The following is a 21433-nucleotide window of genomic DNA, read 5'->3' on the forward strand; positions in this document are numbered from 1 at the left end:
ATCGATTGTAGTGGCCGGGCTTGGCTGGCCACGCCTTGCCTTTCGCACTGCAGCATAATAACGCTCGGGTCGTAACGCGGAGGAACCGGGCTTTTGGCTCCGGTGTTGTCTATCTTCCAGGACTTGGAGGGCGAGCATGACCAAATGGGTCTACACCTTCGGCGACGGCGCCGCGGAGGGACGTGCGGGCGACCGCAATCTTCTCGGCGGCAAGGGCGCCAATCTGGCCGAAATGTGCAGTCTTGGCCTGCCGGTGCCGCCGGGCTTCACCCTCACCACTGACGTCTGCAACGCCTATTACGCCAACGGCAACAGCTATCCGGCCGCGTTGAAGGCGGATGTCGTCAAGGCGCTGGACCATATCGGCGCGCTCACCGGGCGCCGCTTCGGCGATCCGTCGAAGCTGCTGCTGGTCTCGGTCCGCTCAGGCGCCCGGGCCTCGATGCCGGGCATGATGGACACGGTGCTCAATCTCGGCCTCAACGACGAGACGGTCGAGGCACTGGCCGCCGATTCCGGCGATGCCCGCTTTGCCTATGACAGCTACCGCCGCTTCATCCAGATGTATTCCGATGTCGTCATGGGCCTCGACCACGAAGTGTTCGAGGAAATCCTCGAGGACCAGAAGGCGAGCTTCGGCTACGAGCTCGACACCGAACTGACGGCTGAGGAATGGCAGGGCGTCATCGCGCTCTACAAGGCCAAGGTCGAGGAGGAGCTCGACAAGCCGTTTCCACAGGACCCGCACGAGCAGCTTTGGGGCGCGATCGGCGCTGTCTTCTCAAGCTGGATGAACAACCGCGCCATCACCTACCGGCGGCTGCATGACATTCCCGAAAGCTGGGGCACGGCAGTCAATGTCCAGGCCATGGTGTTCGGCAATATGGGCGACACCTCGGCCACCGGCGTCGCCTTCACCCGCAATCCCTCGACCGGCGAAAAGATGCTCTATGGCGAGTTCCTGGTGAACGCGCAGGGCGAGGATGTCGTGGCCGGCATCCGCACGCCGCAGAACATCACCGAGGCGGCGCGCATCGCCGCCGGCTCCGACAAGCCGTCGCTGCAGAAGCTGATGCCGGACGCGTTCCGCTCCTTCGTCGACATCTCCGACCGTCTCGAGCAGCACTACCGCGACATGCAGGACCTCGAATTCACCATCGAGCGCGGCAAATTGTGGATGCTGCAGACGCGTTCCGGCAAGCGCACCGCCAAGGCGGCGCTCAAGATCGCCGTCGAAATGGCGCGCGACAAGCTGATCACCACCGAAGAGGCGGTCGCTCGCATCGATCCGGCCTCGCTCGACCAGCTGTTGCATCCGACCATCGATCCGAAGGCGCCGCGCGACGTCATCGGCGTCGGCCTGCCGGCTTCTCCGGGCGCGGCGACCGGCGAGATTGTTTTCTCGTCCGCCGATGCGGAAGAACTGAAGACGCAAGGCCGCAAGGCGATCCTGGTGCGCATCGAAACCAGCCCCGAAGACATTCACGGCATGCACGCTTCGGAAGGCATCCTGACGACGCGAGGCGGCATGACCAGCCACGCCGCCGTGGTGGCACGCGGCATGGGCAAGCCTTGCGTGTCGGGCGCCGGCTCGCTGCGCGTCGACTACAAGGCCGGCACGCTGATGTCGATGGGCCAGACTTTCCGCAAAGGCGACATCATCACCATCGACGGCAGCAACGGCCAGGTGCTGAAAGGCGCCGTGTCGATGCTGCAGCCCGAACTGTCCGGCGATTTCGCCGCCATCATGGAATGGGCCGATGCGACGCGCCGCATGAAGGTGCGCACCAACGCCGAGACGCCGCTCGATGCGCGCATGGCGCGCTCCTTCGGCGCCGAAGGCATCGGGCTTTGCCGCACCGAGCACATGTTCTTCGACGGCGAGCGCATCGTCGCCATGCGCGAGATGATCCTCGCCGATACCGAGAAGGACCGCCGCACCGCCCTTGCCAAACTTTTGCCGATGCAGCGCTCGGATTTCCTCGAACTGTTCGAGATCATGGCCGGCCTGCCGGTGACGATCCGCCTGCTCGACCCGCCGCTGCATGAATTCCTGCCAAAGACGGAAGCGGAAGTGGCGGAGGTTGCCGCCGCCATGAACGTCTCGCCGGAGAAGCTCAGGCAGCGCACCGAGGCCTTGCACGAGTTCAATCCGATGCTCGGCCATCGCGGCTGCCGTCTCGCCGTCTCCTATCCCGAGATTGCCGAGATGCAGGCGCGCGCCATTTTCGAGGCTGCCGTCGAGGCCGGCAAGAAGGCCGGCGCGCTGGTGGTTCCCGAAATCATGGTGCCGCTGGTCGGTCTGGTGAAGGAGCTCGATTACGTCAAGGCGCGCATCGATGCTGTCGCCAAGAGCGTGATGGAGGAGACCGGCGTCAAGATCGACTATCTCACCGGCACGATGATCGAGCTTCCGCGCGCCGCGATCCGTGCCCATGTCATCGCAGAGTCGGCCGAATTCTTCTCCTTCGGCACCAACGACCTGACCCAGACCACCTTCGGCATTTCGCGTGACGACGCGGCGTCCTTCCTCGAGACCTACCGGCAGAAGGGCATCATCGAGCAGGATCCGTTCGTCTCGCTCGACATAGACGGCGTCGGCGAACTGGTGCGCATGGCGGCTGAAAAGGGCAGGGCGACGCGGCCCGACATCAAGCTCGGCATTTGCGGCGAGCATGGCGGCGATCCGGCCTCGATCCGCTTTTGCGAAGAGGTCGGCCTCGACTATGTCTCGTGCTCGCCCTACCGCGTGCCGATCGCACGATTGGCTGCCGCGCAGGCCGCGGTGCAGATTGCCAAAATGGCGGCGCCGCGCCCCAAAAAGAGCGCCGCGGCATCCTGATTTCGACATAGTTCCGTCGGCGTCAACGAGACGGCCACCTGTACGGTGGCCGCTCAGGGCTAAGCTTACGAATTTGTATGGAAATTCACGCTGATTTGCCCGTTTTGGCACGCAATCCCGACATCGTTTCTACCCACCTTCGCGGTCCCCCCAACCCGCCCGGTGCCGAAAACAGATGTTGCAGATTTCGCCCACACCCTTCCGCTCGATCCTGATTATCCAGACCAAGTTCATCGGCGATATTGTTTTATCCTCCACGCTCGCCAGGAACCTGCAACTCGAATATCCCGGCGTCAGGATCGTCTTCCTCTGCGAGGCCCGCCTCGCCAGTTTCGTGACTGCGCACGGCATCGCCTCGGAGGTGGTCACCTTCCGCCGCGCGGCCATGCGCGGCACCCCGCTGGAGCGTGGGCGCGAACTCTATTCGATGATCAGCAAGCTGCGCCAATTTCGCTTCGATCTGACCATCGACCTCACCGATTCAAAGACCTCGCGCATCATCGTCAGGTTCCTCAATGCCAGGACCCGTGTCGGCTACAATCCACCGGAAAGGCCGCTGCGCTGGCATGAGCGTCAGCCGGCCAATCTGTTTGCCGAGCCGTTCGGCTTTGGCGAGCAGCACTATCTCTACCGCTATCTTTCGCCACTCGAGCCGCTTGGCGTCGGTCTGCGCGTGCGCACGCCATCGATCCGGCCCTTGCCGCTGGAGACGGCGAGGGCCCAGGCATTGCTGGAAAAGCACCATTTGCGGCCGAACGGCTTCATCGCCGTGCATGCCGGCGCCAGTTTTCACGGCCGGCGCTGGCAGCATGAACGCTTTGCCGCTGTGATCGACACGATTGCGCGCGAAACCGGACTGGATTTTGTGCTCGTCGGCGGTCCGGACGAGCGCAAGCCCGCCGAGCAGATCCTCGCCAGTGGCGCGCCGATCGTCAACCTCGTCGGTGCGCTGTCGCTGGAAACGCTGCTGGCGGTGTTGCAGCAGGCGCGCATGTTTGTCGGCAATGAGAGCGGCCCCATGCATATGGCAGCCGCCGCCGGAACGCCGGTTGTCGGCCTGTACGGCCTGACCAGCCCGGCCATCTGGGGGCCGGTCGGCGTGCCCAGCCTGGCTTTGCAGCCGTCCATGCCGTGCAACTGCGTGGCGGGCAGCCTGTGCAATCCGCTCGATCCCAGCAAGGCCTGCTGCGTCTGGCGCCTGGAGGTCGAGCCGGTCGTCGCCGCGGTGCGCGAGATCCTGTCGCGCACGCAAGTGGAGCTGGAACACGCCGTCTGATGGTGCGCGGCGGTCACATTGTCGGGATATCGGCTTTTTGTATGGCCGATATCCCGATTTCCGCCTTGTTGCAGGTCCTGGGATGCGGCTATCACAGCGCCGATCCGGAAACAGAACTGGCATCCCTTGCAAAAACTGCTTTGCGCCATCGCTTTATCGGTCTGGGCCGCGTCTGCGGCCCATGCGGCACCGCTTGTCGAGCCGACGCTGCGCCTCAAGGCTGATGGCGGCAGTGTGGGCCGCGTCGCGCTCACGCTCGACGCCTGCGGCGGCCAGACTGATACGCGGATACTTTCGGCCCTGGTGGACAACCGGATTCCGGCGACGATCTTCGTCACCGGTATCTGGCTGAAGCGCAACGCCACCGCCGTCGAGATCATGCGCGCGCATCCCGATCTGTTCGAACTGGAAAATCATGGCGGCCAGCATATCCCGGCCGTCGACACGCCGCGGAAAATCTACGGCATCCGCAGCGCCGGCAGCCCTGAAGCGGTGCAGGCCGAAGTCGAGTCGGGCGCGGCCGCTCTTGCGCGCACCGGCGAACCGGCGCCGAAATGGTTCCGCGGCGCAACCGCCGAATACAGCCCGTCGGCCATCGCCATGATCCGCAAGCTCGGCTTCAAGATCGCCGGCTTTTCGATAAACGGCGATGGCGGCTCGTTGCTCGGCGCCAAGGAAACCGCCCGTCGCATCGGCGCCGCCAAGGATGGCGATGTCATCATCGCCCACATCAACCAGCCCACTCACGCCGCCGGCGAGGGCGTCGTGCAAGGTCTGCTGGCACTCAAGGCCAAGGGCCTCACCTTCGTTCGCCTCGACGACGCCGATGGCGTCGGCAATGACGGCACCACGGAATAGGTCACCCTCGCAGAAGCGGCGTTGAACCGGTCAGGCCACGACGGCACGCTTGGTGTTGACGAGTGCCGACAACACGCGCGTCGACATGACGGTGCGCACGGTCATCGGCTCGTTGCGGCCGCGGATCGCGACCTCCTGCGCCGGCAGGGCATCCTCGGCCACTTCAGCGGTCGCGCGGACCTCGTCCGAGATCACGGCTTCGCATTCGAGGCTCTTCGTCATGTCTTGCAGCCTGGCCGCAACGTTCACGGCATCGCCGAGCGCGGTGAACACCATGTGGTCGGAATAGCCGATCTCGCCGACGATCACCTCGCCGCCATGGATGCCGATGCCGAAGCGTATCGGCTCGTGCAGATCGTGGCTGAGGAACTGGTTCAGTTCGTCGACATTGGCCGCAATCAGAGCTGCTGCCTTGAGCGCCTGCCGGCAGGCTTCCGTCCGGCCGGTGGTGAGCCCGAACAATGCCAGCATGCCGTCGCCGAGGAACTGGTTCGGCCGTCCGCCGGATTCCAGCACCGCCTGCGAGACCACGCCGAGGAAGCGATTGACGATGAACACGGTATCGAACGGCAACCGCTTCTCTGCAAGCCGGGTCGAGCCGCGCATGTCGACGAACAGACTGACCAGATAACGCTCCTCGCCTATTCGCGCAGGCGCCTTGCCGGACGTATGCGCTGACATCATGTGCGGCAGGAACAACTGAAAGAAGGTCAGATCGGTGGCCGGCCGCAACTGGCAGGCCAGCCGGATCGAGGGATCGGCGCTGCCGAGCCGGCGCAGCACGAAAGCCTCGCGCGGCGACGGGTCAGGCAGGGCGGTGTGGTCGCCGATGATGCGGATGCGGCAGGTCGAGCAGCGCGCGCGGCCGCCGCAGATGCTGGCGTGCGGCACGTTGTTGCGCAGGCTGGCCTCCAGCACGCTCAATCCCTTCGGCACCCGGACGGTGCGGCCGTTGCCATAGGACAGTGTGATCATGCCGTCGCGAACCTCCAGCAGGGCGCGCGCGCCGCGTACGACCAGGACAAGGCCGAGCAGGCCGAGATAGCCGATCATCAGGCCGCCGGTGATGCGGTCGAGCTTGTTTCCCTGCGCCTGCGTGCCGAGCTTCTGCGTCGACAATTCCTGACGGCGCCAGTTGGGATCCTGGGAATCGGACACCGTGGTACGGCCGCCCTGGTAGATGCCGAGCATCGCCAGCGTCGGCACCAGTACGGCTGCGGCAAGCAGGAACGGCGCAGCGCGTTTGAAGAAAGGCCGCAGCCTTAGCCAGAAATACAGGCCGATACAGCCGTGCACCCACGCCACCACCAGCACGATGAGCATGACCCAGATGCGGTACTGCGAGGCGATGAACAACACATAGAACTGCTGCGGGTAGTACTTCTCATGCCCGTACAAGACCTGGCCGAGCCTGACGCCGACAACATGGGCGACGATCAGCATCGGGATGCTGAGGCCAAGCACCAGCTGCAGCGGCTCGATCGCCTTCCAACTGAATTCCCGGCGCTGGTACAGCGCCCAGACGCCGAGCGCGGTATGCACCAGACAGGCGCTGTAGAACAGCATCGCGACCGGCAGAAAGTGCCAGAGCATCGTGTGGTAGTGGATGCCGGTCGCCAGCGCCTCCATCGAGATGTTGCCGAGCRCATGGTTGAGGAAGTGGCTGATCAGATAAGCGAACATGATCGTGCCCGAGATCAGGCGGAGCTGGCGCAACCCGATACCGCGCGTCATTTTCTGCAAACGTGCGCGCGACAGAGAGATCATGTGATTCATGATGGGCAACTCTAGTGCTTTAATCCTGCGCTGAACATCACCACTGAGCCAGCCGAAAGGGGGGATAGCAGGCGCCGCCGTGCGCCTCTTAGGAACTTGCACGTTAAAGTGACCGGTCATATATCTGGGCTGTCGAAGGAGAGCCCGGAATGCCAAGACCCAGTGTGCGAGGAAAGCTGATTGAGGCAGGCCGTGAGACGTTGCATGCCAAGGGTTTCAATGGCTGTTCCGTCCAGGACATTACCGAGGCCGCGGGCGTTCCGAAGGGCTCGTTCTTCAATCATTTCAAGACCAAGGAGGCCCTGGCCCTCGAAGTTCTTGGACCGTATGGCGAGTCCAGCCGGGTCGACATGCTCTTCGATCAATCCAGGACCCCGTTGGAGAGGCTAAGAGCCCATTTCACGTTCCTTGCCGATGGGTATGAGAGACACGGGTTCGAACGAGGCTGCCTGCTTGGCAATTTCGGCGCCGAAATGGCGGCATCGCACCCGGCGATGCGCTCGGCTCTGCAGGAAATCTATGCGGTATGGAGCGGCGCTGTCGCGCAGGTCATCAGAGATGCCCAGGCGGCGGGCGAGGTCGATCCACGCATCGATGCCGATCAGATGGGCCGATATCTGGTGAACGCCTGGGAGGGGATCGCGATGCAGTTGAAAGTTGCGCGATCGAGAGGCCCGGTCGATGAGTTCCTGGCCGTGACCTTCCGGATTCTTCTGAGATAGACGGCGCAGATTTTTGTCCCTGAGGGTGAATCGCGCTTGACAGAATAAAGTGACCGGTCATATTAAATCGTGTTCTGAATCCAAACTTGACGGCGCAGGGGCGAAATCCGCTCCAAAAACAAAGTGACCGGTCAGATTGATTCAGGATCGAATGATTACCACCTCACCGCGCGCCGCTTGAGCGGCGACATCACAGGATCACGCAGATGACGACTTCAACGATCGAACCCTCTACCCCGCACTCCCTCAAGCGAAGGCTTCGCGCCACGATCCTCGGCGGCATCGCCGCGACGGTTGCGGCCCTGGCACTGTCGTCCAGTGTCGCCATGGCGGCAGGGGGCAAGGTCCTCATCATCCTGTCGAGCGTCGACAAGCTTGAGCTCAAGCACGGCAAGACATATCAGTCCGGCTTTTACCTGGACGAACTCTCCATCCCGCTGCGCAAGCTGGTCGAGGCCGGTTACACGCCGGTTTTTGCCAATCCGAAAGGCAACGCCGCGACCTTCGATCCCGTCTCGAACGACAAGGTATTTTTCGGCAATGACGACGCTGCGCGCGCGGCTGCGGTAAAGCTGGTCGACAGCTTTGCCGACATCAAGAAGCCGAAGACCCTCGCCACGATCCTGAAAGAGGGCACTGCCGGATACATCGGCATCTTCATCCCGGGCGGACATGCCCCGATGCAGGATCTCGGGCAGAACAAGGAACTCGGCGAAATCCTGAGGGCCTTCCACGAAAACGGCCGCCCCACCGGGGTCATCTGCCATGGTCCGACGGCGCTGCTGTCCACGGTCTCGGACCCTGTTGCCTATCACAAGGCGATGGTGGACGGTGACATCTTCGCGGCGAGCAAGCTTGCTGAAGGCTGGCCCTATGCCGGCTACAGGCTGACTGTTTTTGCCACTGGCGAGGAGCAGATCATCGAAGGCGAAGGCAAGCAGCTTGGCGGTTTCGTCCAGTTCTACGCCGCCGATGCGCTGGCGCAGGCCGGCGCGCATGTCGATCGTATCGCCGCTTTCCAGCCGAACGTCATCGAGGACCGCGAACTGGTCAGCGGCCAGCAGCCATTTTCGTCGGATGAGTTCGGCGACGCATTCGTCGTCAAGCTGGGCGCCGCCGCCAAGCTTTAAAGCCATTGACAATCTGAACAGCAGAGTGATGGCCGGAGAGAGAAATGCCTGAGAACCCAATGACGACACGCGCGACGGGGGGATCCGCCGCAGCCAGCGCCCCGGTCTCGTATCGCAGCGTAGCCATCGGCTATCGCAGCGTTGTCATCGACGGTGTGAAAATCGCCTACCGGGAGGCTGGCACCAAAGGCAGGCCCACGCTGCTGATGCTGCACGGTGTTCCGAGCTCTTCGCGAATGTATGATGGCATCATGCAGAAATTGGGTGACCGCTTTCACCTTGTTGCCCCCGACTATCCCGGCTTCGGCAACAGCGATGCGCCGGCGAATTTTTCCTACACATTCGATCATCTCGCCGATGTCATGCAGAAGTTCACTGACGCGCTTGGCCTGGCCCGCTACGTGCTGTTCATGCAGGACTATGGCGCCCCTGTCGGAATGCGTCTCGCAACGGCGCGGCCCGCCGCGGTTCAGGGGACAATCTTCCAAAACGGCAATGTGTACGAGGAAGGCCTCGGCGTGATGTGGGAAAAGCGCAAGGCATTCTGGGCAGATCGCGCCGCGCACGAACAGGAGGTCCGCCGTGCACATTTATCACTGGAGGTCACTCGCGCCCGTCACGTCGGTAGCGATCCTGATATCGAGGCATACAATCCCGATCTCTGGATGGACGAGCATGCCTATTTGAACAGACCTGGCCAGGCCGAAATTCAGGCCGACCTGATCTACGATTATCAAAACAACATCGCTGCCTATCCGGCCTGGCAGACATGGCTGCGCACGCATCGCCTGCCGGCGCTGATCGTCTGGGGCAAGCATGACCTCGCTTTCACGGTGGCCGGTGCGCAAGCCTTCAAACGGGATATTCCAGACGCGAAGATTGCGATCCTGGACGCCGGGCATTTTGCCATGGACACGCGGCTGGACGAGGTCGCATCGCTCACAGCCAGCTACATGATGGAAAACCGAACGTCATTTGGCGCGGCCATTCCGGATGTGCCGAGCCTCGACGCCAGGGCCTCATCACGGGAGCAGGCATAAATGGCAAGGATGCTGGAAGGTAAGGTCGCGGTCATCACCGGCGGCGCGACAGGCATCGGCTTGGCAACGGCCAGGAAATTCGCAGCAGAAGGGGCTCACGTCTTCATCTTCGGCCGCCGCAAGGCTGAGCTGGACGCCGCGGCTGCGGCGATCGGCAATCAGGTCACGACCGTGCAGGGTGACGTAACCAAGCTTGCCGATCTCGATAGGCTTTTTGCGACGGTGAAGGCGAACAAGGGCAGGCTGGATATCGTATTCGCCAACGCTGCGATCGCGGAAGCCGCTTCACTCGAGCAGACGACGGAGGATCACTTCGATCGGCATTTCGACATCAACGTCAAGGGCACGGTCTTCACCGTCCAAAAGGCCTTGCCGCTGCTGTCGCAAGGCGCGTCGGTCATCGTCACGGCCTCGATCAACAGCTTCAAGGTCGGAGCCGGACTCGGCATCTATTCCGCCACCAAGGCAGCGCTTCGCAATCTGGTGAGGACGTGGGTGCTGGATCTCAAGGGCCGTGGCATTCGTGTCAACGCGATCAGCCCGGGCACGACCGTGACGCCTGGCCTCGACAATCTGGCAGGCGGCGCCGACCTCGGCAGTTTCTACGACTATCTCGGCACACTGGTTCCGATGGGGCGGAACGCCGAGCCTTCGGAAATCGCCAATGCCGTCGCATTCCTTGCCTCGGATCAGGCGAGCTACATCAACGGCGCCGACATCCAGGTCGATGGCGGCCTGGCACAAGTCTGACGGGTAGCCATCGATGCAGCTGCCGGAGTCCTCAGGCAGGCGTGGCTTCGATCGTCACCCTGTTGGCGTAGAAGGCGCCGTGATCGCGAATCTCGGCCATTTCGTCGAAGGGCTGCTGATAGGCCCACATCGCGTCCTTGCCGGTCTCGCCAGCCGGCAGCACGCTCCAGTAGCTGGCGTCGCCCTTGTAGGGGCAGTGCGTCGAAAGGGTGGTTTTGCCGAGCTGCGTGAAATCGATGTCTTCGAAGGGGATATAGAAATGCTGGGGGTAGGGCGGTTCGGACAGAAGCCTCGCCCGCGTTGACGTGGCGATCACCGCATCGCCGGCACGCACGACAACGGTGCCGCGATAAGGCTCGACGGTGATGACCTTGCCGGGATTGTTCTGGAAGCCGGGGGCGGGGTTGGCGATCTGGTCCATGCGAGGGGTTCTCCTTGTCCGATTGGGAGCGTTGTCCAATTGGGAGCACGAGGGGGGATTGCTTCCCATATCCCTCAAGTGTGTTCGGAGAACCTGTCGCGCAAGGCCATCGTGACAGGCAGGCGTGCCTGGTCGGTGGTTGAAACGATCACATCTATGCGAACGTCAGGCCGCGGTCTTGAAGACGTCCATCAGGCCGGCATAGGCAGCGGCAATGCCGGCCACCGGGTTGGTGCTTCTTGACGTGGTCTCGACCTTCAGCGCGCCGCCGCCGGTCGGCAAGGTGAGCAGCAGGAACTGGCGATTGCCGCCGTCGCCGATCGATGCGGCGGCGACATGCTGGCCTTCGCCTTCGTTCTGGACGCACATCTTGAACAGCAGCGTGCCGCCGACCGCCTCCAGGGCGCCGCCGACCACTTCGACAAATTCGTCTTCGGAAACCTTTTTGGCCTCCGGCACAAGATCGGCCAGGCTTGCGGCCAGCGTGTCCTCAAGCTCTTTGTCGTCGAGTTGGATATCGTCCAGCAGCACGTCCTCGGCCTGGTTGTCGTCCAACGGCCTGTCTTCCACCTGCGTGTCGTCGAGCTGCGCGTCCATGCGAACCTCTTTCAGTCGCCTATCGCACCCCTTGCCCCGTTAACGGACGTTAACGCCGACGATGGCCGGATTGTGGCGGTTTTCCCAGGGATTCGATCACTGCTTGCTTCAGCCGTTAACGGTTGGAGACTTGATGACTGGACAATCCGCCCGTTCGTCTCACAATGGAACAAAAAGACTAAGAGAACGAGGAACCAATGGGAGGAACCAGATGCTCGGACTGATGCAGGAATGGCCGCTGCTCTGCCACAAGCTGATCGACAATGCCGAGCGGCAGCACGGCACACGCGAGATCGTATCGCGCTCGATCGAAGGTCCGATCGTTCGCACCACCTATGCCGAGATCCATCGCCGTGCGCTCAAGGTTGCCCAAAGGCTTGAACGCGACGGCTTTGTGCTCGGCGACCGCATCGCGACGCTCGCCTGGAACACGGCGCGCCACATCGAGGCCTGGTACGGCATCATGGGCGTCGGCGCCATCTACCACACGCTGAACCCGCGGCTGTTTCCCGAGCAGATCGTCTGGATCATGAACAATGCCGAGGACCGGGCGATCTTCGTCGACCTCACCTTCATGCCGCTCCTGGAAAAGATCGCCGGCGCGGTCAAATCGCTGAAAAAGGTGATCGTTCTGACCGACAAGGCGCATCTGCCCGAGACGACGCTGCCGAACGTGGTCGCCTATGAGGACTGGCTGAACGAGGCCGATGGCGACTTCGCCTGGAAGACGTTCCCTGAAAACACCGCCGCCGGCATGTGCTACACCTCCGGCACGACGGGCGATCCCAAGGGCGTGCTCTACAGCCATCGTTCCAACGTGCTGCACGCCATGATCGCCGCCATGCCCGACGCCATGGGCATCTCCGCTCGGGACACGATTCTCCCCGTCGTGCCGATGTTCCATGCCAACGCCTGGGGCCTTGGCCAGAGCGCGCCGATGATCGGCGCCAAGCTGGTCATGCCCGGCTGCAAGATGGACGGCGCCTCGATCTACGAGCTGCTCGACACCGAGAAGGTTACCTTCAGCGCCGCCGTGCCGACCGTGTGGATGATGCTGCTGCAGCATCTGGAGGAGACCGGCAAGACGCTTCCGCATCTCAAGAAGGTCGTCATCGGCGGCTCGTCCTGCCCGCGCGCCATCACGAAAAAATTCCAGGACAATTACGGCGTCGAGGTCATCCATGCCTGGGGCATGACCGAGATGTCGCCGCTCGGCACGCTGTGCACCATGAAGCCGCAACATCTGGGGCTCGAGGGCGAGGCGCGGCTCGATGTCCAGGGCAAGCAGGGCTACCCGCCCTTCGGCGTCGAGATGAAGGTGACGGATGACGACGACAAGGAACTGCCCTGGGATGGCAAGACCTTCGGTCGGCTGAAGGTGCGCGGTCCGGCCATCGCCCGCGCCTACTATGGCGGCGTCGGCTCCGAGCAGTTCGACAAGGACGGCTGGTTCGATACCGGCGACGTCGCCCATATCGATCCTGGCGGCTACATGCAGATCACCGACCGCGCCAAGGATGTCATCAAGTCGGGCGGCGAGTGGATCTCGACCATCGACCTGGAGAACCTCGCCGTCGGCCATCCCGACGTCGCCGAGGCCGCTGCCATCGGCGTCCATCATTCGAAATGGGGCGAGCGGCCCTTGCTGGTCGTGGTCGCCAAACCGGGCAAGGAGCCGAGCAAGGCCGACATCCTGGCTTTCATGGACGGCAAGGTGGCGAAGTGGTGGATGCCCGACGACATCGCCTTCATCGGTGAAATCCCGCACACCGCCACCGGCAAGATTCAGAAGACCACCTTGCGCAAGCAGTTCAGCGACTACCGCCTGCCGACGGATTGATCGGGACCGTGCGATTCCTTTGGCGTTCAAAAACGTTGGAGCATGTCGCCCAAAAGTGCGAAGCGGTTTTGGGGCAACGACATGCGTGGAAACAACCAGCAGGGGATGTTCAATTTGAGCATCCTTTGCTCTAGAGCAATTCTAGGAAAAGTGCGCAGCGGTTTTCCGTCCGGAATTGCGCGCAAAAAGAAGAGCTTGAACGGTTCAACGGTTCCATCAACCGTTGAACCGTTCTAAGCCTCTGTGCGGGTTGGGGCGGTGCTGAAGACAATGGACGTTCACGAGCGGCAGACATCGAGGGCGGCCGGCTGGTCGCGGCGCACGGGTGCTTTTGCCCTGGTGCTGCTTTTGACCGTGCTGGCCGGCCATCATTTCGAACTGGTCGAAACGCCGGCCTTCCTGTGGGTGCTGGCGATCGTCGCCCTGCTTGCCGCGTTCGCCTTGCTGTTTGCCGGCCTCGCTTTATCCAGGCTGTGGCATTTCGGCGACCGTGGCGGCCGCGACCTCTCGGTCGGCGCCTTGCTGGCGCTGCTGGTGCTGACGCCCTACGGCATCGCCGCCTATTGGGCGGCGACCACGCCGCCGCTCAGGGATATCTCGACCGATCTCGACAATCCGCCTGTGCTCGACACCAGCGATCGCACCAAGGACATGAACGTGCTCGCGCTGCCGACGCCGGGCGAGGCGCGCCTGCAGCAGGATGCCTATCCGCTGGTCACCGGCCGCAGCTACAATCTGCCGTTCGAAACTGTCGTCGACGCCGTCGAAACCGTGCTCGACCGCCGCGACTGGCAGCTTACAGCACCGTACCCGGTGACAGACGGCCAGGACGAGGTGACGATATCAGCCGTGGCCCGCAGCTTCGTCGTGGGGCTGCCAGCCGATGTCGCCATCCGGGTCAGCAATGACGGCGACACCATCGTCGTCGACATGCGCTCGGCCTCGCGCTACGGCCGCTACGACCTCGGCGACAATGCCGCGCGCATTGTCGGATTCCTCGCCGAGCTGGACCAGGAGGTCGCAGGGCAGGTGGGTGCGGCGCCGGCTGAGTGAGAGGTGGCGCCAAGGCACTGCTAGGGGGTGGGCGCAGGCGCCGCTTGCTCTAGCGGCTGGCGATCTCGGCATCCAACGCGCGCGTCAATGCCGCCTCGGCCACAATCCACTGCTTGAACGAGGTGGTAACGCATGACGGCGTTACTACGCAAACCAGCAGAAAACGCTGAAATCCTGCAAGGTCTTGCCACGAATGGTCCGCCCTTTGTGCGTAGTGCCGGGATGGTGAAAAAGGTTCTCTGTCCAGTGCTCAATCGCAGTGTTGATCCCAACTGGCGTGCGCAACGCGCCGTGACCAGGCCGACGAACTACCAGCTGGGGCGTTTGGATGATGCACGCCAACCGTCAACGATCGGCCCTTACCGCATGGCATCGATAAAGTTTTAGGTTGTGCAGAAATAATCTGTCAATCCTGATTCAATAATAGGAACAGGATCACCCGATACGGTTCAGTATCATGCATTATGAATAAAAGAGAAAGATCGTATGAATGAGAAAGAAATATTAGCGATAGATATCGGAGCTCCAATGCTGATTTTGGCTATTGGCATAGCGTCTTGGTATTCGGATGAGATAAATGGTTACTGTAGAAAAACCAAAGTTCTTGCCTCTGACGCAGAGCTGGTTGAAAGTGCGCTGGTTCTTGAGGCTCGACAGCCAGAGTTTCCCTATGCAATTTCAAGCCCAGCAGTTGCAAGCGAGTACCTAAAAAATAATCCCGACTGCTGCAAGGTGGAGCGATGGGATCATCCGCTGATGACGAATCCGTTTTTAGCAGCGCTGAGCGGGCAACGTGGGTTCGCTGTCAGTTTGGTTTATCCAAGAAAACATCCTGATTTGGATGAGGCGCATCAAGAGACTATAAATATTTTAAATGGCTGTCGTGCGTCAATCGATAGATACTCAATGTCCAAGAGATGATGATGAAAGTGTGTAATATAGCCTACAATACAAAACTTGGAGCTTTTCCGGGTTGGTGCCGTTGTGGTTTTACGAGCTATCGGCTTGGGGCGAGCTATCCATGAAGAAATCGGCCACTTTGCTGGCGTCTACGCTTGGCTTGGCCGTGTTGCTTGGCCTTGGCTATTGCGTGGCGGGAAGGTTCAGTCAACTGTCCAGGTCGATCTTGCCCGGGATGCCAACCTCAGCATCCCGAAGTATGGAGCCCTATGAATTGGCTTTCAAATTCGATGTGTCCGGAGCGCAAGGTGGCAACGCCTCGCTGGTGGAGTGGCACCTCAAGCTGCCAAGGGCGTTTGTGTGGAATGAGCTTGGCGGCAATAGCAGCGTGGGGGGAGGTGCCAATCATCGCTATCATTCCGTTGACATAGCTGCGGTAATCGACCCAAGCAATGGCGATTTCTCGCCTTCTATCTTTTCAAGCACCAAAGACAGTTCTGCCCGTGGCTTCTTCATTTCCTTAGACAATGGACCGGTTCGAAAAAAGTTTTCTTCGACGAATCAGTGTTTGCGCAATGATGATGTGGATGCGTTTTTAGGCAAACAAAAGTCGAGTATCCGTGTTTGTAACAGAGATGACAGTATTGAGAGAAGATGCGACGTATACATGCATTTTGATGGCTGGGGTGTTCAGGTAAAGATGCCAAAGTCGATTTACTTTTCTGATTACCAGAAGGCATGTGACGCGGTCACGACGTTTCTGAAGAAATACACTTCGAGCGTCGACGACGTACGCTACGTAGTTGACTGAACTTTTTTGGAACAAGCTACATCACGGCACAAAAACGCCGTCGATGGCCGGATCTCCCTCGGTGGCGACCAGACCGCGCGCGACCAGATCCTCGAGATGGGCGAGCACCGACAGCCCGGCGGCGCCATGCAGGCGTGGATCGGTGTCCCGGTAGATCGCCTTGCCGTCGCCCGCAGCTTCGTGGTCGGCCTGCCCGCCGACGGTTGCGATCCGGGTGAGCAATGACGACGACACGATCGTCGTCGACATGCGCTCGGCCTCCCGCTACGGCCGCTGCGACCTCGGCGACGACGCCTGGCAGGTGGGTGCTGCGCCGGCGGAGTGACATCCCGAGCACCGGACGGCCAATCGGAATCGCTTGGCGCCGCAACAATGCGGCTCGAGTCTGCGCACAGACTATTCGCCCGGGTCGAAATTACCCTTCAACAAGATTGTCTCCACCGGCCCGAGCGGATTAGCGATCCGGCGCTCAAGGACTTCGATAAGTTTGCGTCCGACACCGGCCATGTCCACAAAATGAACTTCAATCTTCGCCGGCAGGAAGCGTGCAAGCCGCGTGCTGTCACGAGTGACGATGTGGACCTCACGGCCAGGCTCAAGACCCCGCTTGCCGAGAGCGTGTAACGCTCCCAGAAGGCCCAGTTCGTTGGCACATGCCAGGCCCGTCGGCGGATCTGACGACGCCAGCAGGCGATCGAACCAGGCCGCGCTCGATTCCATGGTGAACATGCCATGACCGATCAGCGATTGGTCGATCGGAATGCCGGCCTCGGCCATTGCCCTTCCATATCCGGAAAGACGCATGGCGCTCGCCTGGTCCTTCGGAACGAGAAGTTGCAGCGCAATGCGTCGACAGCCCTTGTCCATGAGCCGTCGGGTCGCCTCGTAGGCAATCTGTTCATTGTCGACATCGACATAAGGATACGCGGTATCCAGGTCGGTTCTTCCAAACGCGACGAACGGCATGCGTTCATCCAGCAGCAGCTTGATGCGCGGATCACCCGACACCATGCGGGTGATGATCAGTCCGTCTGAGCTGCGCGCCTGAAGCTGCCGCTGCACACTCTCGACGGGATCGTCGTCGGGAGTGGTCGAATAGATGGACAGACTATAACCCGCTTGCCGCGCCGCCAGCGTCATGCCTTCGATTAGAGGAAGCTTCAACAGATCGGAAAGGTAGTCGCGCGTCTCCATCGGCAGCACTGCCGTCAGCGTCAGGGTTCGTCCGGTTTTCAGCGCGCGACCATGATGGTTCGGGACATAGCCGAGCCGCTTCGCCGCCTCCTTGACGCGGGCTATGGTCGAGGGCAGCACCTCCGGCCCATCCTTCAGAGCGCGGGACACCGTGGTCACCGAAAGGGAAAGTTCCGCCGCGATCTGTTTTAGATTGGCCATATCGCCCGACTTCATTTGCGAGAGCGCCGGCTGATCTTGCTGGGCATCGCAACGTTACCGGATTCGATCCGAGGGTCAAACCCAGGCTCACAGAACAAAACGGACCTGCCTGGCGCCAGCTTGACTCCAGGATTATTTTAGGCAATCGTAACGTTACGATTAACAAAAAAGCCGATCTTATCGGCATTTTGATGAATCCGGAGGAGGAGAAACCATGTCCCGTTTACTACGCATTTCCCTGGCAGCGATCGCCGTCTCGGTTGCCTTGCCCGCCTATGCCCAGACAGTCACCATCACCACCGCGGGCGGCGACTACGGCAACGCCATCAAGGAGGCCATGTGGGCCCCCGCTGCAAAAGAGCTCGGCTATGATGTCCGCGAGGAGACGCAAAGCGACGGCCTGGCCGCGCTGAAGATGCAGGTCACCTCGGGGGCTATTACGACCGACATTGTCCATCTCGGCTCGCCGGAAGGCGCGCAGGCAGCCGCACAGTCGCTGCTGGAGCCGCTCGACTACAAGATCATCGATCCCAATTCCGTGCCCGCCGGCGCGAAGTCCGACTACTGCTATCCGTTCGACTCCTATGGCACCGTCATGTCGTGGAACACCAAGACCTATGGCGAGGCCCCGCCGAAGACCTGGGCGGAGTTCTGGGATGTCGCCAAATTCCCGGGCCGTCGCGCCCTGCGCGCCAATGCGCAGGACCTGATCGAGATCGCGCTGCTCTCCGATGGCGTGGCGCCGGCGGACGTTTATCCCGTGCTCAGCACGCCGGACGGCCTGGAGCGCGCTATCAAGCGGCTTGAGGCGATCAAACCGAATGTCTCGGTCTGGTGGACCTCGGGAGCGCAGTCCGCGCAGTTGTTGAAAGACGGCGAGGCGGATCTGGTCGTTACCTGGAACGGCCGGGCGCAGACCGTTAAAGCCGATGGCGGCACGGTTGATTATACGTTCAAGGGTTCGGTCATCGGCACCGACTGCCTGGCGGTGCCGAAGGGGGCGCCGAACAAGGAAGCAGCCATGAAGCTCATCGCGGCGATGACGCAGCCGGCGCGCGTGGCGAAGCTGACCGACTTCATCGCCTATGGCCCGGTCAATCCTGCCGGCTATGAGGGTGGCCTTATTCCCGAGGATCGGCTGAAGACCCTGGCGACCGCGCCTGAAAATGCCGGCACCTCGGTGTTCTCGAATGCCGACTGGTGGGTCAAGAACGGCGAGGCCGCCCAAAAAGCCTTCGATGAAATGATGAACCGCTGAGTCTCGAATTCATCAGCTCCAAGGCTGCAGCACATGATGAAGTCGCTCCCGATCACCATCGACAGCGTGCGCAAGACCTATGGATCTTACGTCGCGCTGGACGATGTCTCGCTCGACATTCATGCTGGCGAGTTCCTCACGCTGCTGGGGCCGTCCGGGTCGGGCAAGACCACGCTGCTCATGGCTCTGGCCGGGTTTGTCCGGCCCGATTCCGGCAAACTCCTGTTGGGCGATCGCGACATTACCCGTCTGGCGCCCAACAAGCGCGACATCGGCATAGTGTTCCAGAACTACGCCCTGTTTCCCCACATGAACGTTCTGGCAAATGTCGAGTATCCGTTGGCGCTGCGCAAGACGCCGAAAGCGGAGGCCCGTCAGCGGGCGCTTGACACCTTGGCCCGCGTGAAGCTGGACGGTCTGGCGGAACGCAACATTGCAGCATTGTCCGGCGGCCAGCGTCAGCGGGTGGCGCTGGCGCGGGCGATCGTCTTCGAACCACGCGTGATGCTGATGGACGAGCCGTTGTCGGCGCTCGACAAGAATCTGCGCGAAACCATGCAATACGAGATCCGGCGTCTGCACGATGATCTGGGGATCACCACGATCTATGTGACGCATGACCAGCGCGAAGCACTGATCATGTCAGACCGGGTTGCGGTGATGAATTCCGGCCGCATTCAGCAGATCGACACGCCACAGCGGATCTATGATCGTCCATCGACCCGCTTTGTCGCGGAGTTCATGGGCGAGGCCAACATTGTGGCCCCGGGCGCGGTGCGCAGAATAGACGGCGCCGATGCGTCAGGCGAAGCTTTGATGATCCGCGCGGAAAGCTTCCATCTTGATGCGAAGCTCGTCGGGCGAGACGGGGTGGCGCTTGAGGGAACGCTGCGCGCCAAGGCGTTTCGCGGCGAGAACTGGCTTTTGACGCTGGCGCTTGACGGCGGTCAGGAGATTCTCGTCTGCATCCCGGCGGCGCTGGCCGGCGGCTGCGCCGAGCTTGCCACCGGTCAGCGACTGACCGCCTATGCGCCGGCGGCGAAAGTTCATGCGATACCCGGAGCGGTAGCGTGACCGTCACCTTCGATCCTGCGCTGGTGGCAGACGCACGACGCGAGCGGCGGTTCTTCCTCTCGCTTTCACTGCCTGCGCTTTTCATCGTAGGGATGGCGGCGATCCTGCCCATCGTCTGGATCATCCGGCAATCCTTTCTGACCACCGGGGGTGAATACACTGTCGGCAATTACGAGAAGGTGCTGTCGAGCGGACTGACATGGTCGGCACTCGTCACGACCCTTGAGTTGTCCCTTGGCACGCTGGCGATCTGCATTCTTCTCGGTACCCCGCTGGCGCTCGCCCTGGCCAGCGCCAGACCAAGGGTCGCCAATCTGCTGATGGCTTTTGTCATGCTGCCATTGTGGACCTCCATTCTGGTGCGCACCTATGGCTGGCTGGTGCTCTTGCGGCGCGAAGGCCTGATCAATGCGGCTTTGACAGGTTCGGGCCTGACAGCGGAGCCATTGCCGCTGGTCTACAACTTCACCGGAACGCTCATCGGCATGGTTCACTACATGCTGCCGCTCTTCCTGCTGCCCGTCTATGCCGCGATGCGCGATATAGACGCCAACCTTGTCCGCGCTTCGGCGAGCATGGGCGCCACGCTCGGGCAAACGATCCGCACCGTCATCTTGCCGCTTTCGACCGGCGGCATCTACTCGGGCTCATTGATCGTCTTCATCTACACCATAGGCTTCTTCATCACGCCGGCGGTGCTCGGCGGCGGCAAGGTAAATCCTCTCTCCATCCGGATCGAGCGCACGCTGTCGACCTTTCAGGACTGGGGATCGGCGAGCGTCCTGGGCATTCTGCTTCTCATTCTCATGGCGCTGATCGGCGTGATGTTCCTGGCGGCGCGCCGACTGATGGCGCGCAACAAATTCGGTGCGGCCCATGCTTGAAGCATATCCGGACAACAGGCTGGCCCGCATCCTCCTGTGGAGTTTTTGCGCGCTCATATTGGCGTTCCTGATGCTGCCGACGCTGGTGGTCGTGCCGCTCTCCTTTTCAGCCTCCGATCTCCTCGAGTTTCCGCCGCGCGCATACTCGTTGCGCTGGTACGAGAACTTCTTCGGTTCGGCGACATGGATGGCCGGGCTCAGGACGAGCCTGATCCTTGGGACATTGACGGCGACGCTCGCAGTGCCTCTGGCGCTGCTGGCCTGCATCTCGATCAACCGGCTCGGCGGAAGGACCGCCTTGGCCATTCAGGGCGCTCTGCTCACCCCGTCCATCGTGCCGGGCATCCTGCTTGCGATCGGCCTCTTCTTTGTGCTCGCGGCGCAACGTCTGGTCGGAACGCTGTTCGGCGTGCTGGTCGGGCATGTGGTGCTGGCCATTCCGGTCGCCTGCATTGTGTTGTTGCCCGCTTTGGCCCGCTTTGACTGGAACCAGGTTCAGGCAGCGCGCAGCCTCGGCGCAAACTGGGCGAGAGCCATTGGCGGAATAGTTGTCCCGCAGCTTCAGATCAGTCTGTTGTCGGCCACGCTGATGGCCTTCCTAACCTCGCTCGACGAGTCCGTGATTTCGATCTTCGTAGCCAGCGGTCAAAACAGCACGCTGCCGAAGCTCATGTTCCTGTCGCTGCGCGATCAGATCGATCCGACCATTGCGGCGATTTCGACCTTGTGGACCGTCATCGTCTTGGTCGCCGTCCTGATCGTGAGTCTTCGCCAAAAATCCTGACAGAGACTGGAAACATGCCTAC

20 protein-coding genes and 2 pseudogenes are annotated in these 21433 nt (G+C 61.6%); 17 read left to right on the top strand and 5 right to left on the bottom strand.

What is annotated here, in order from left to right:
• Positions 1-136: 136 nt before the first annotated feature.
• The 3 genes from ppdK (at position 137) to AC1DYJ_RS17610 (ending at position 4976) form a co-directional block, all read left to right on the top strand.
• A complete protein-coding gene (ppdK, locus tag AC1DYJ_RS17600) occupies positions 137-2842 on the top strand; it encodes a pyruvate, phosphate dikinase (protein ID WP_025583593.1) in 2706 nt (901 codons plus the stop codon).
• A gap of 175 nt (positions 2843-3017) precedes the next feature.
• A complete protein-coding gene (locus tag AC1DYJ_RS17605) occupies positions 3018-4118 on the top strand; it encodes a glycosyltransferase family 9 protein (RefSeq protein ID WP_477285572.1) in 1101 nt (366 codons plus the stop codon).
• A 126-nt stretch (positions 4119-4244) separates the two neighbouring features.
• Positions 4245-4976, top strand: a complete 732-nt coding sequence (locus AC1DYJ_RS17610; protein WP_477285574.1) for a polysaccharide deacetylase family protein — start codon at positions 4245-4247, stop codon at positions 4974-4976.
• A 30-nt stretch (positions 4977-5006) separates the two neighbouring features.
• On the opposite strand, the gene AC1DYJ_RS17615 is transcribed toward AC1DYJ_RS17610, so the two are convergent.
• On the bottom strand, positions 5007-6743 hold the full coding sequence (locus AC1DYJ_RS17615; RefSeq protein ID WP_477426200.1) for an adenylate/guanylate cyclase domain-containing protein: 1737 nt from the start codon (positions 6741-6743) through the stop codon (positions 5007-5009).
• Between the two features lie 173 nt (positions 6744-6916).
• On the opposite strand from AC1DYJ_RS17615, the gene AC1DYJ_RS17620 reads away from it, so the two are divergent.
• The 4 genes from AC1DYJ_RS17620 to AC1DYJ_RS17635 all read left to right on the top strand — a co-directional run bounded on the left by AC1DYJ_RS17620 (position 6917) and on the right by AC1DYJ_RS17635 (position 10394).
• Positions 6917-7474: a TetR/AcrR family transcriptional regulator gene (locus AC1DYJ_RS17620; RefSeq protein ID WP_477285576.1), complete on the top strand. Its 558-nt coding sequence runs from the start codon at positions 6917-6919 to the stop codon at positions 7472-7474.
• Positions 7475-7680: 206 nt separating this feature from the next.
• Positions 7681-8604: a type 1 glutamine amidotransferase domain-containing protein gene (locus AC1DYJ_RS17625; RefSeq protein WP_477285578.1), complete on the top strand. Its 924-nt coding sequence runs from the start codon at positions 7681-7683 to the stop codon at positions 8602-8604.
• A gap of 44 nt (positions 8605-8648) precedes the next feature.
• Complete coding sequence (locus AC1DYJ_RS17630; RefSeq protein WP_477285580.1) at positions 8649-9644, top strand: alpha/beta fold hydrolase; 996 nt, start codon at positions 8649-8651, stop codon at positions 9642-9644.
• The gene (locus AC1DYJ_RS17635; RefSeq protein ID WP_477285582.1) at positions 9645-10394 is read left to right on the top strand and encodes an SDR family NAD(P)-dependent oxidoreductase; all 750 of its coding nucleotides are present in this window, start codon (positions 9645-9647) and stop codon (positions 10392-10394) included.
• A 31-nt stretch (positions 10395-10425) separates the two neighbouring features.
• On the opposite strand, the gene AC1DYJ_RS17640 is transcribed toward AC1DYJ_RS17635, so the two are convergent.
• Complete coding sequence (locus AC1DYJ_RS17640) at positions 10426-10815, bottom strand: DUF427 domain-containing protein (RefSeq protein ID WP_477285584.1); 390 nt, start codon at positions 10813-10815, stop codon at positions 10426-10428.
• A 165-nt stretch (positions 10816-10980) separates the two neighbouring features.
• Positions 10981-11412: a hypothetical protein gene (locus AC1DYJ_RS17645; protein WP_477285586.1), complete on the bottom strand. Its 432-nt coding sequence runs from the start codon at positions 11410-11412 to the stop codon at positions 10981-10983.
• Positions 11413-11623: 211 nt separating this feature from the next.
• On the opposite strand from AC1DYJ_RS17645, the gene AC1DYJ_RS17650 reads away from it, so the two are divergent.
• From AC1DYJ_RS17650 to AC1DYJ_RS17670, 5 genes are all read left to right on the top strand, one after another.
• Positions 11624-13252 carry a fatty-acid--CoA ligase gene (locus AC1DYJ_RS17650; protein ID WP_477285588.1) on the top strand — a complete coding sequence of 543 codons (1629 nt, stop codon included), beginning with the start codon at positions 11624-11626 and terminating at the stop codon, positions 13250-13252.
• Between the two features lie 270 nt (positions 13253-13522).
• Positions 13523-14305 (top strand): DUF1499 domain-containing protein, encoded by a 783-nt coding sequence (locus tag AC1DYJ_RS17655; protein ID WP_477285915.1) that lies wholly within the window; start codon positions 13523-13525, stop codon positions 14303-14305.
• 132 nt (positions 14306-14437) lie between these two features.
• Complete coding sequence (locus AC1DYJ_RS17660; RefSeq protein ID WP_477285590.1) at positions 14438-14692, top strand: hypothetical protein; 255 nt, start codon at positions 14438-14440, stop codon at positions 14690-14692.
• A gap of 99 nt (positions 14693-14791) precedes the next feature.
• Positions 14792-15226: a hypothetical protein gene (locus AC1DYJ_RS17665; protein ID WP_477285592.1), complete on the top strand. Its 435-nt coding sequence runs from the start codon at positions 14792-14794 to the stop codon at positions 15224-15226.
• Between the two features lie 100 nt (positions 15227-15326).
• Positions 15327-16016, top strand: a complete 690-nt coding sequence (locus tag AC1DYJ_RS17670) for a hypothetical protein (RefSeq protein WP_477285594.1) — start codon at positions 15327-15329, stop codon at positions 16014-16016.
• A gap of 21 nt (positions 16017-16037) precedes the next feature.
• Here the strand turns inward: AC1DYJ_RS17670 and AC1DYJ_RS17675 are convergent.
• A pseudogene (locus tag AC1DYJ_RS17675) lies at positions 16038-16178 on the bottom strand (MBL fold metallo-hydrolase); the annotation flags it as partial.
• Between AC1DYJ_RS17675 and AC1DYJ_RS17680 the strand changes: the two are divergent.
• Positions 16179-16341, top strand: a pseudogene (locus tag AC1DYJ_RS17680) (DUF1499 domain-containing protein); the annotation flags it as partial.
• 71 nt (positions 16342-16412) lie between these two features.
• Here AC1DYJ_RS17680 and AC1DYJ_RS17685 read toward each other — a convergent pair.
• The gene (locus AC1DYJ_RS17685; protein ID WP_477426173.1) at positions 16413-17426 is read right to left on the bottom strand and encodes a LacI family DNA-binding transcriptional regulator; all 1014 of its coding nucleotides are present in this window, start codon (positions 17424-17426) and stop codon (positions 16413-16415) included.
• 199 nt (positions 17427-17625) lie between these two features.
• Here AC1DYJ_RS17685 and AC1DYJ_RS17690 point away from each other — a divergent pair, with 199 nt between their 5' ends.
• From AC1DYJ_RS17690 to AC1DYJ_RS17705, 4 genes are all read left to right on the top strand, one after another.
• The gene (locus AC1DYJ_RS17690; protein WP_477285598.1) at positions 17626-18669 is read left to right on the top strand and encodes an ABC transporter substrate-binding protein; all 1044 of its coding nucleotides are present in this window, start codon (positions 17626-17628) and stop codon (positions 18667-18669) included.
• Positions 18670-18705: 36 nt separating this feature from the next.
• The gene (locus AC1DYJ_RS17695) at positions 18706-19743 is read left to right on the top strand and encodes an ABC transporter ATP-binding protein (protein WP_477285917.1); all 1038 of its coding nucleotides are present in this window, start codon (positions 18706-18708) and stop codon (positions 19741-19743) included.
• On the top strand, positions 19740-20627 hold the full coding sequence (locus AC1DYJ_RS17700) for an ABC transporter permease (RefSeq protein WP_477285600.1): 888 nt from the start codon (positions 19740-19742) through the stop codon (positions 20625-20627). The genes AC1DYJ_RS17695 and AC1DYJ_RS17700 overlap by 4 nt, the downstream gene beginning before the upstream one ends.
• A gap of 70 nt (positions 20628-20697) precedes the next feature.
• Positions 20698-21411 (top strand): ABC transporter permease, encoded by a 714-nt coding sequence (locus AC1DYJ_RS17705; RefSeq protein WP_477285602.1) that lies wholly within the window; start codon positions 20698-20700, stop codon positions 21409-21411.
• Positions 21412-21433 lie beyond the last annotated feature (22 nt).

The organism is Mesorhizobium sp. P2_B11, assembly GCF_056404855.1.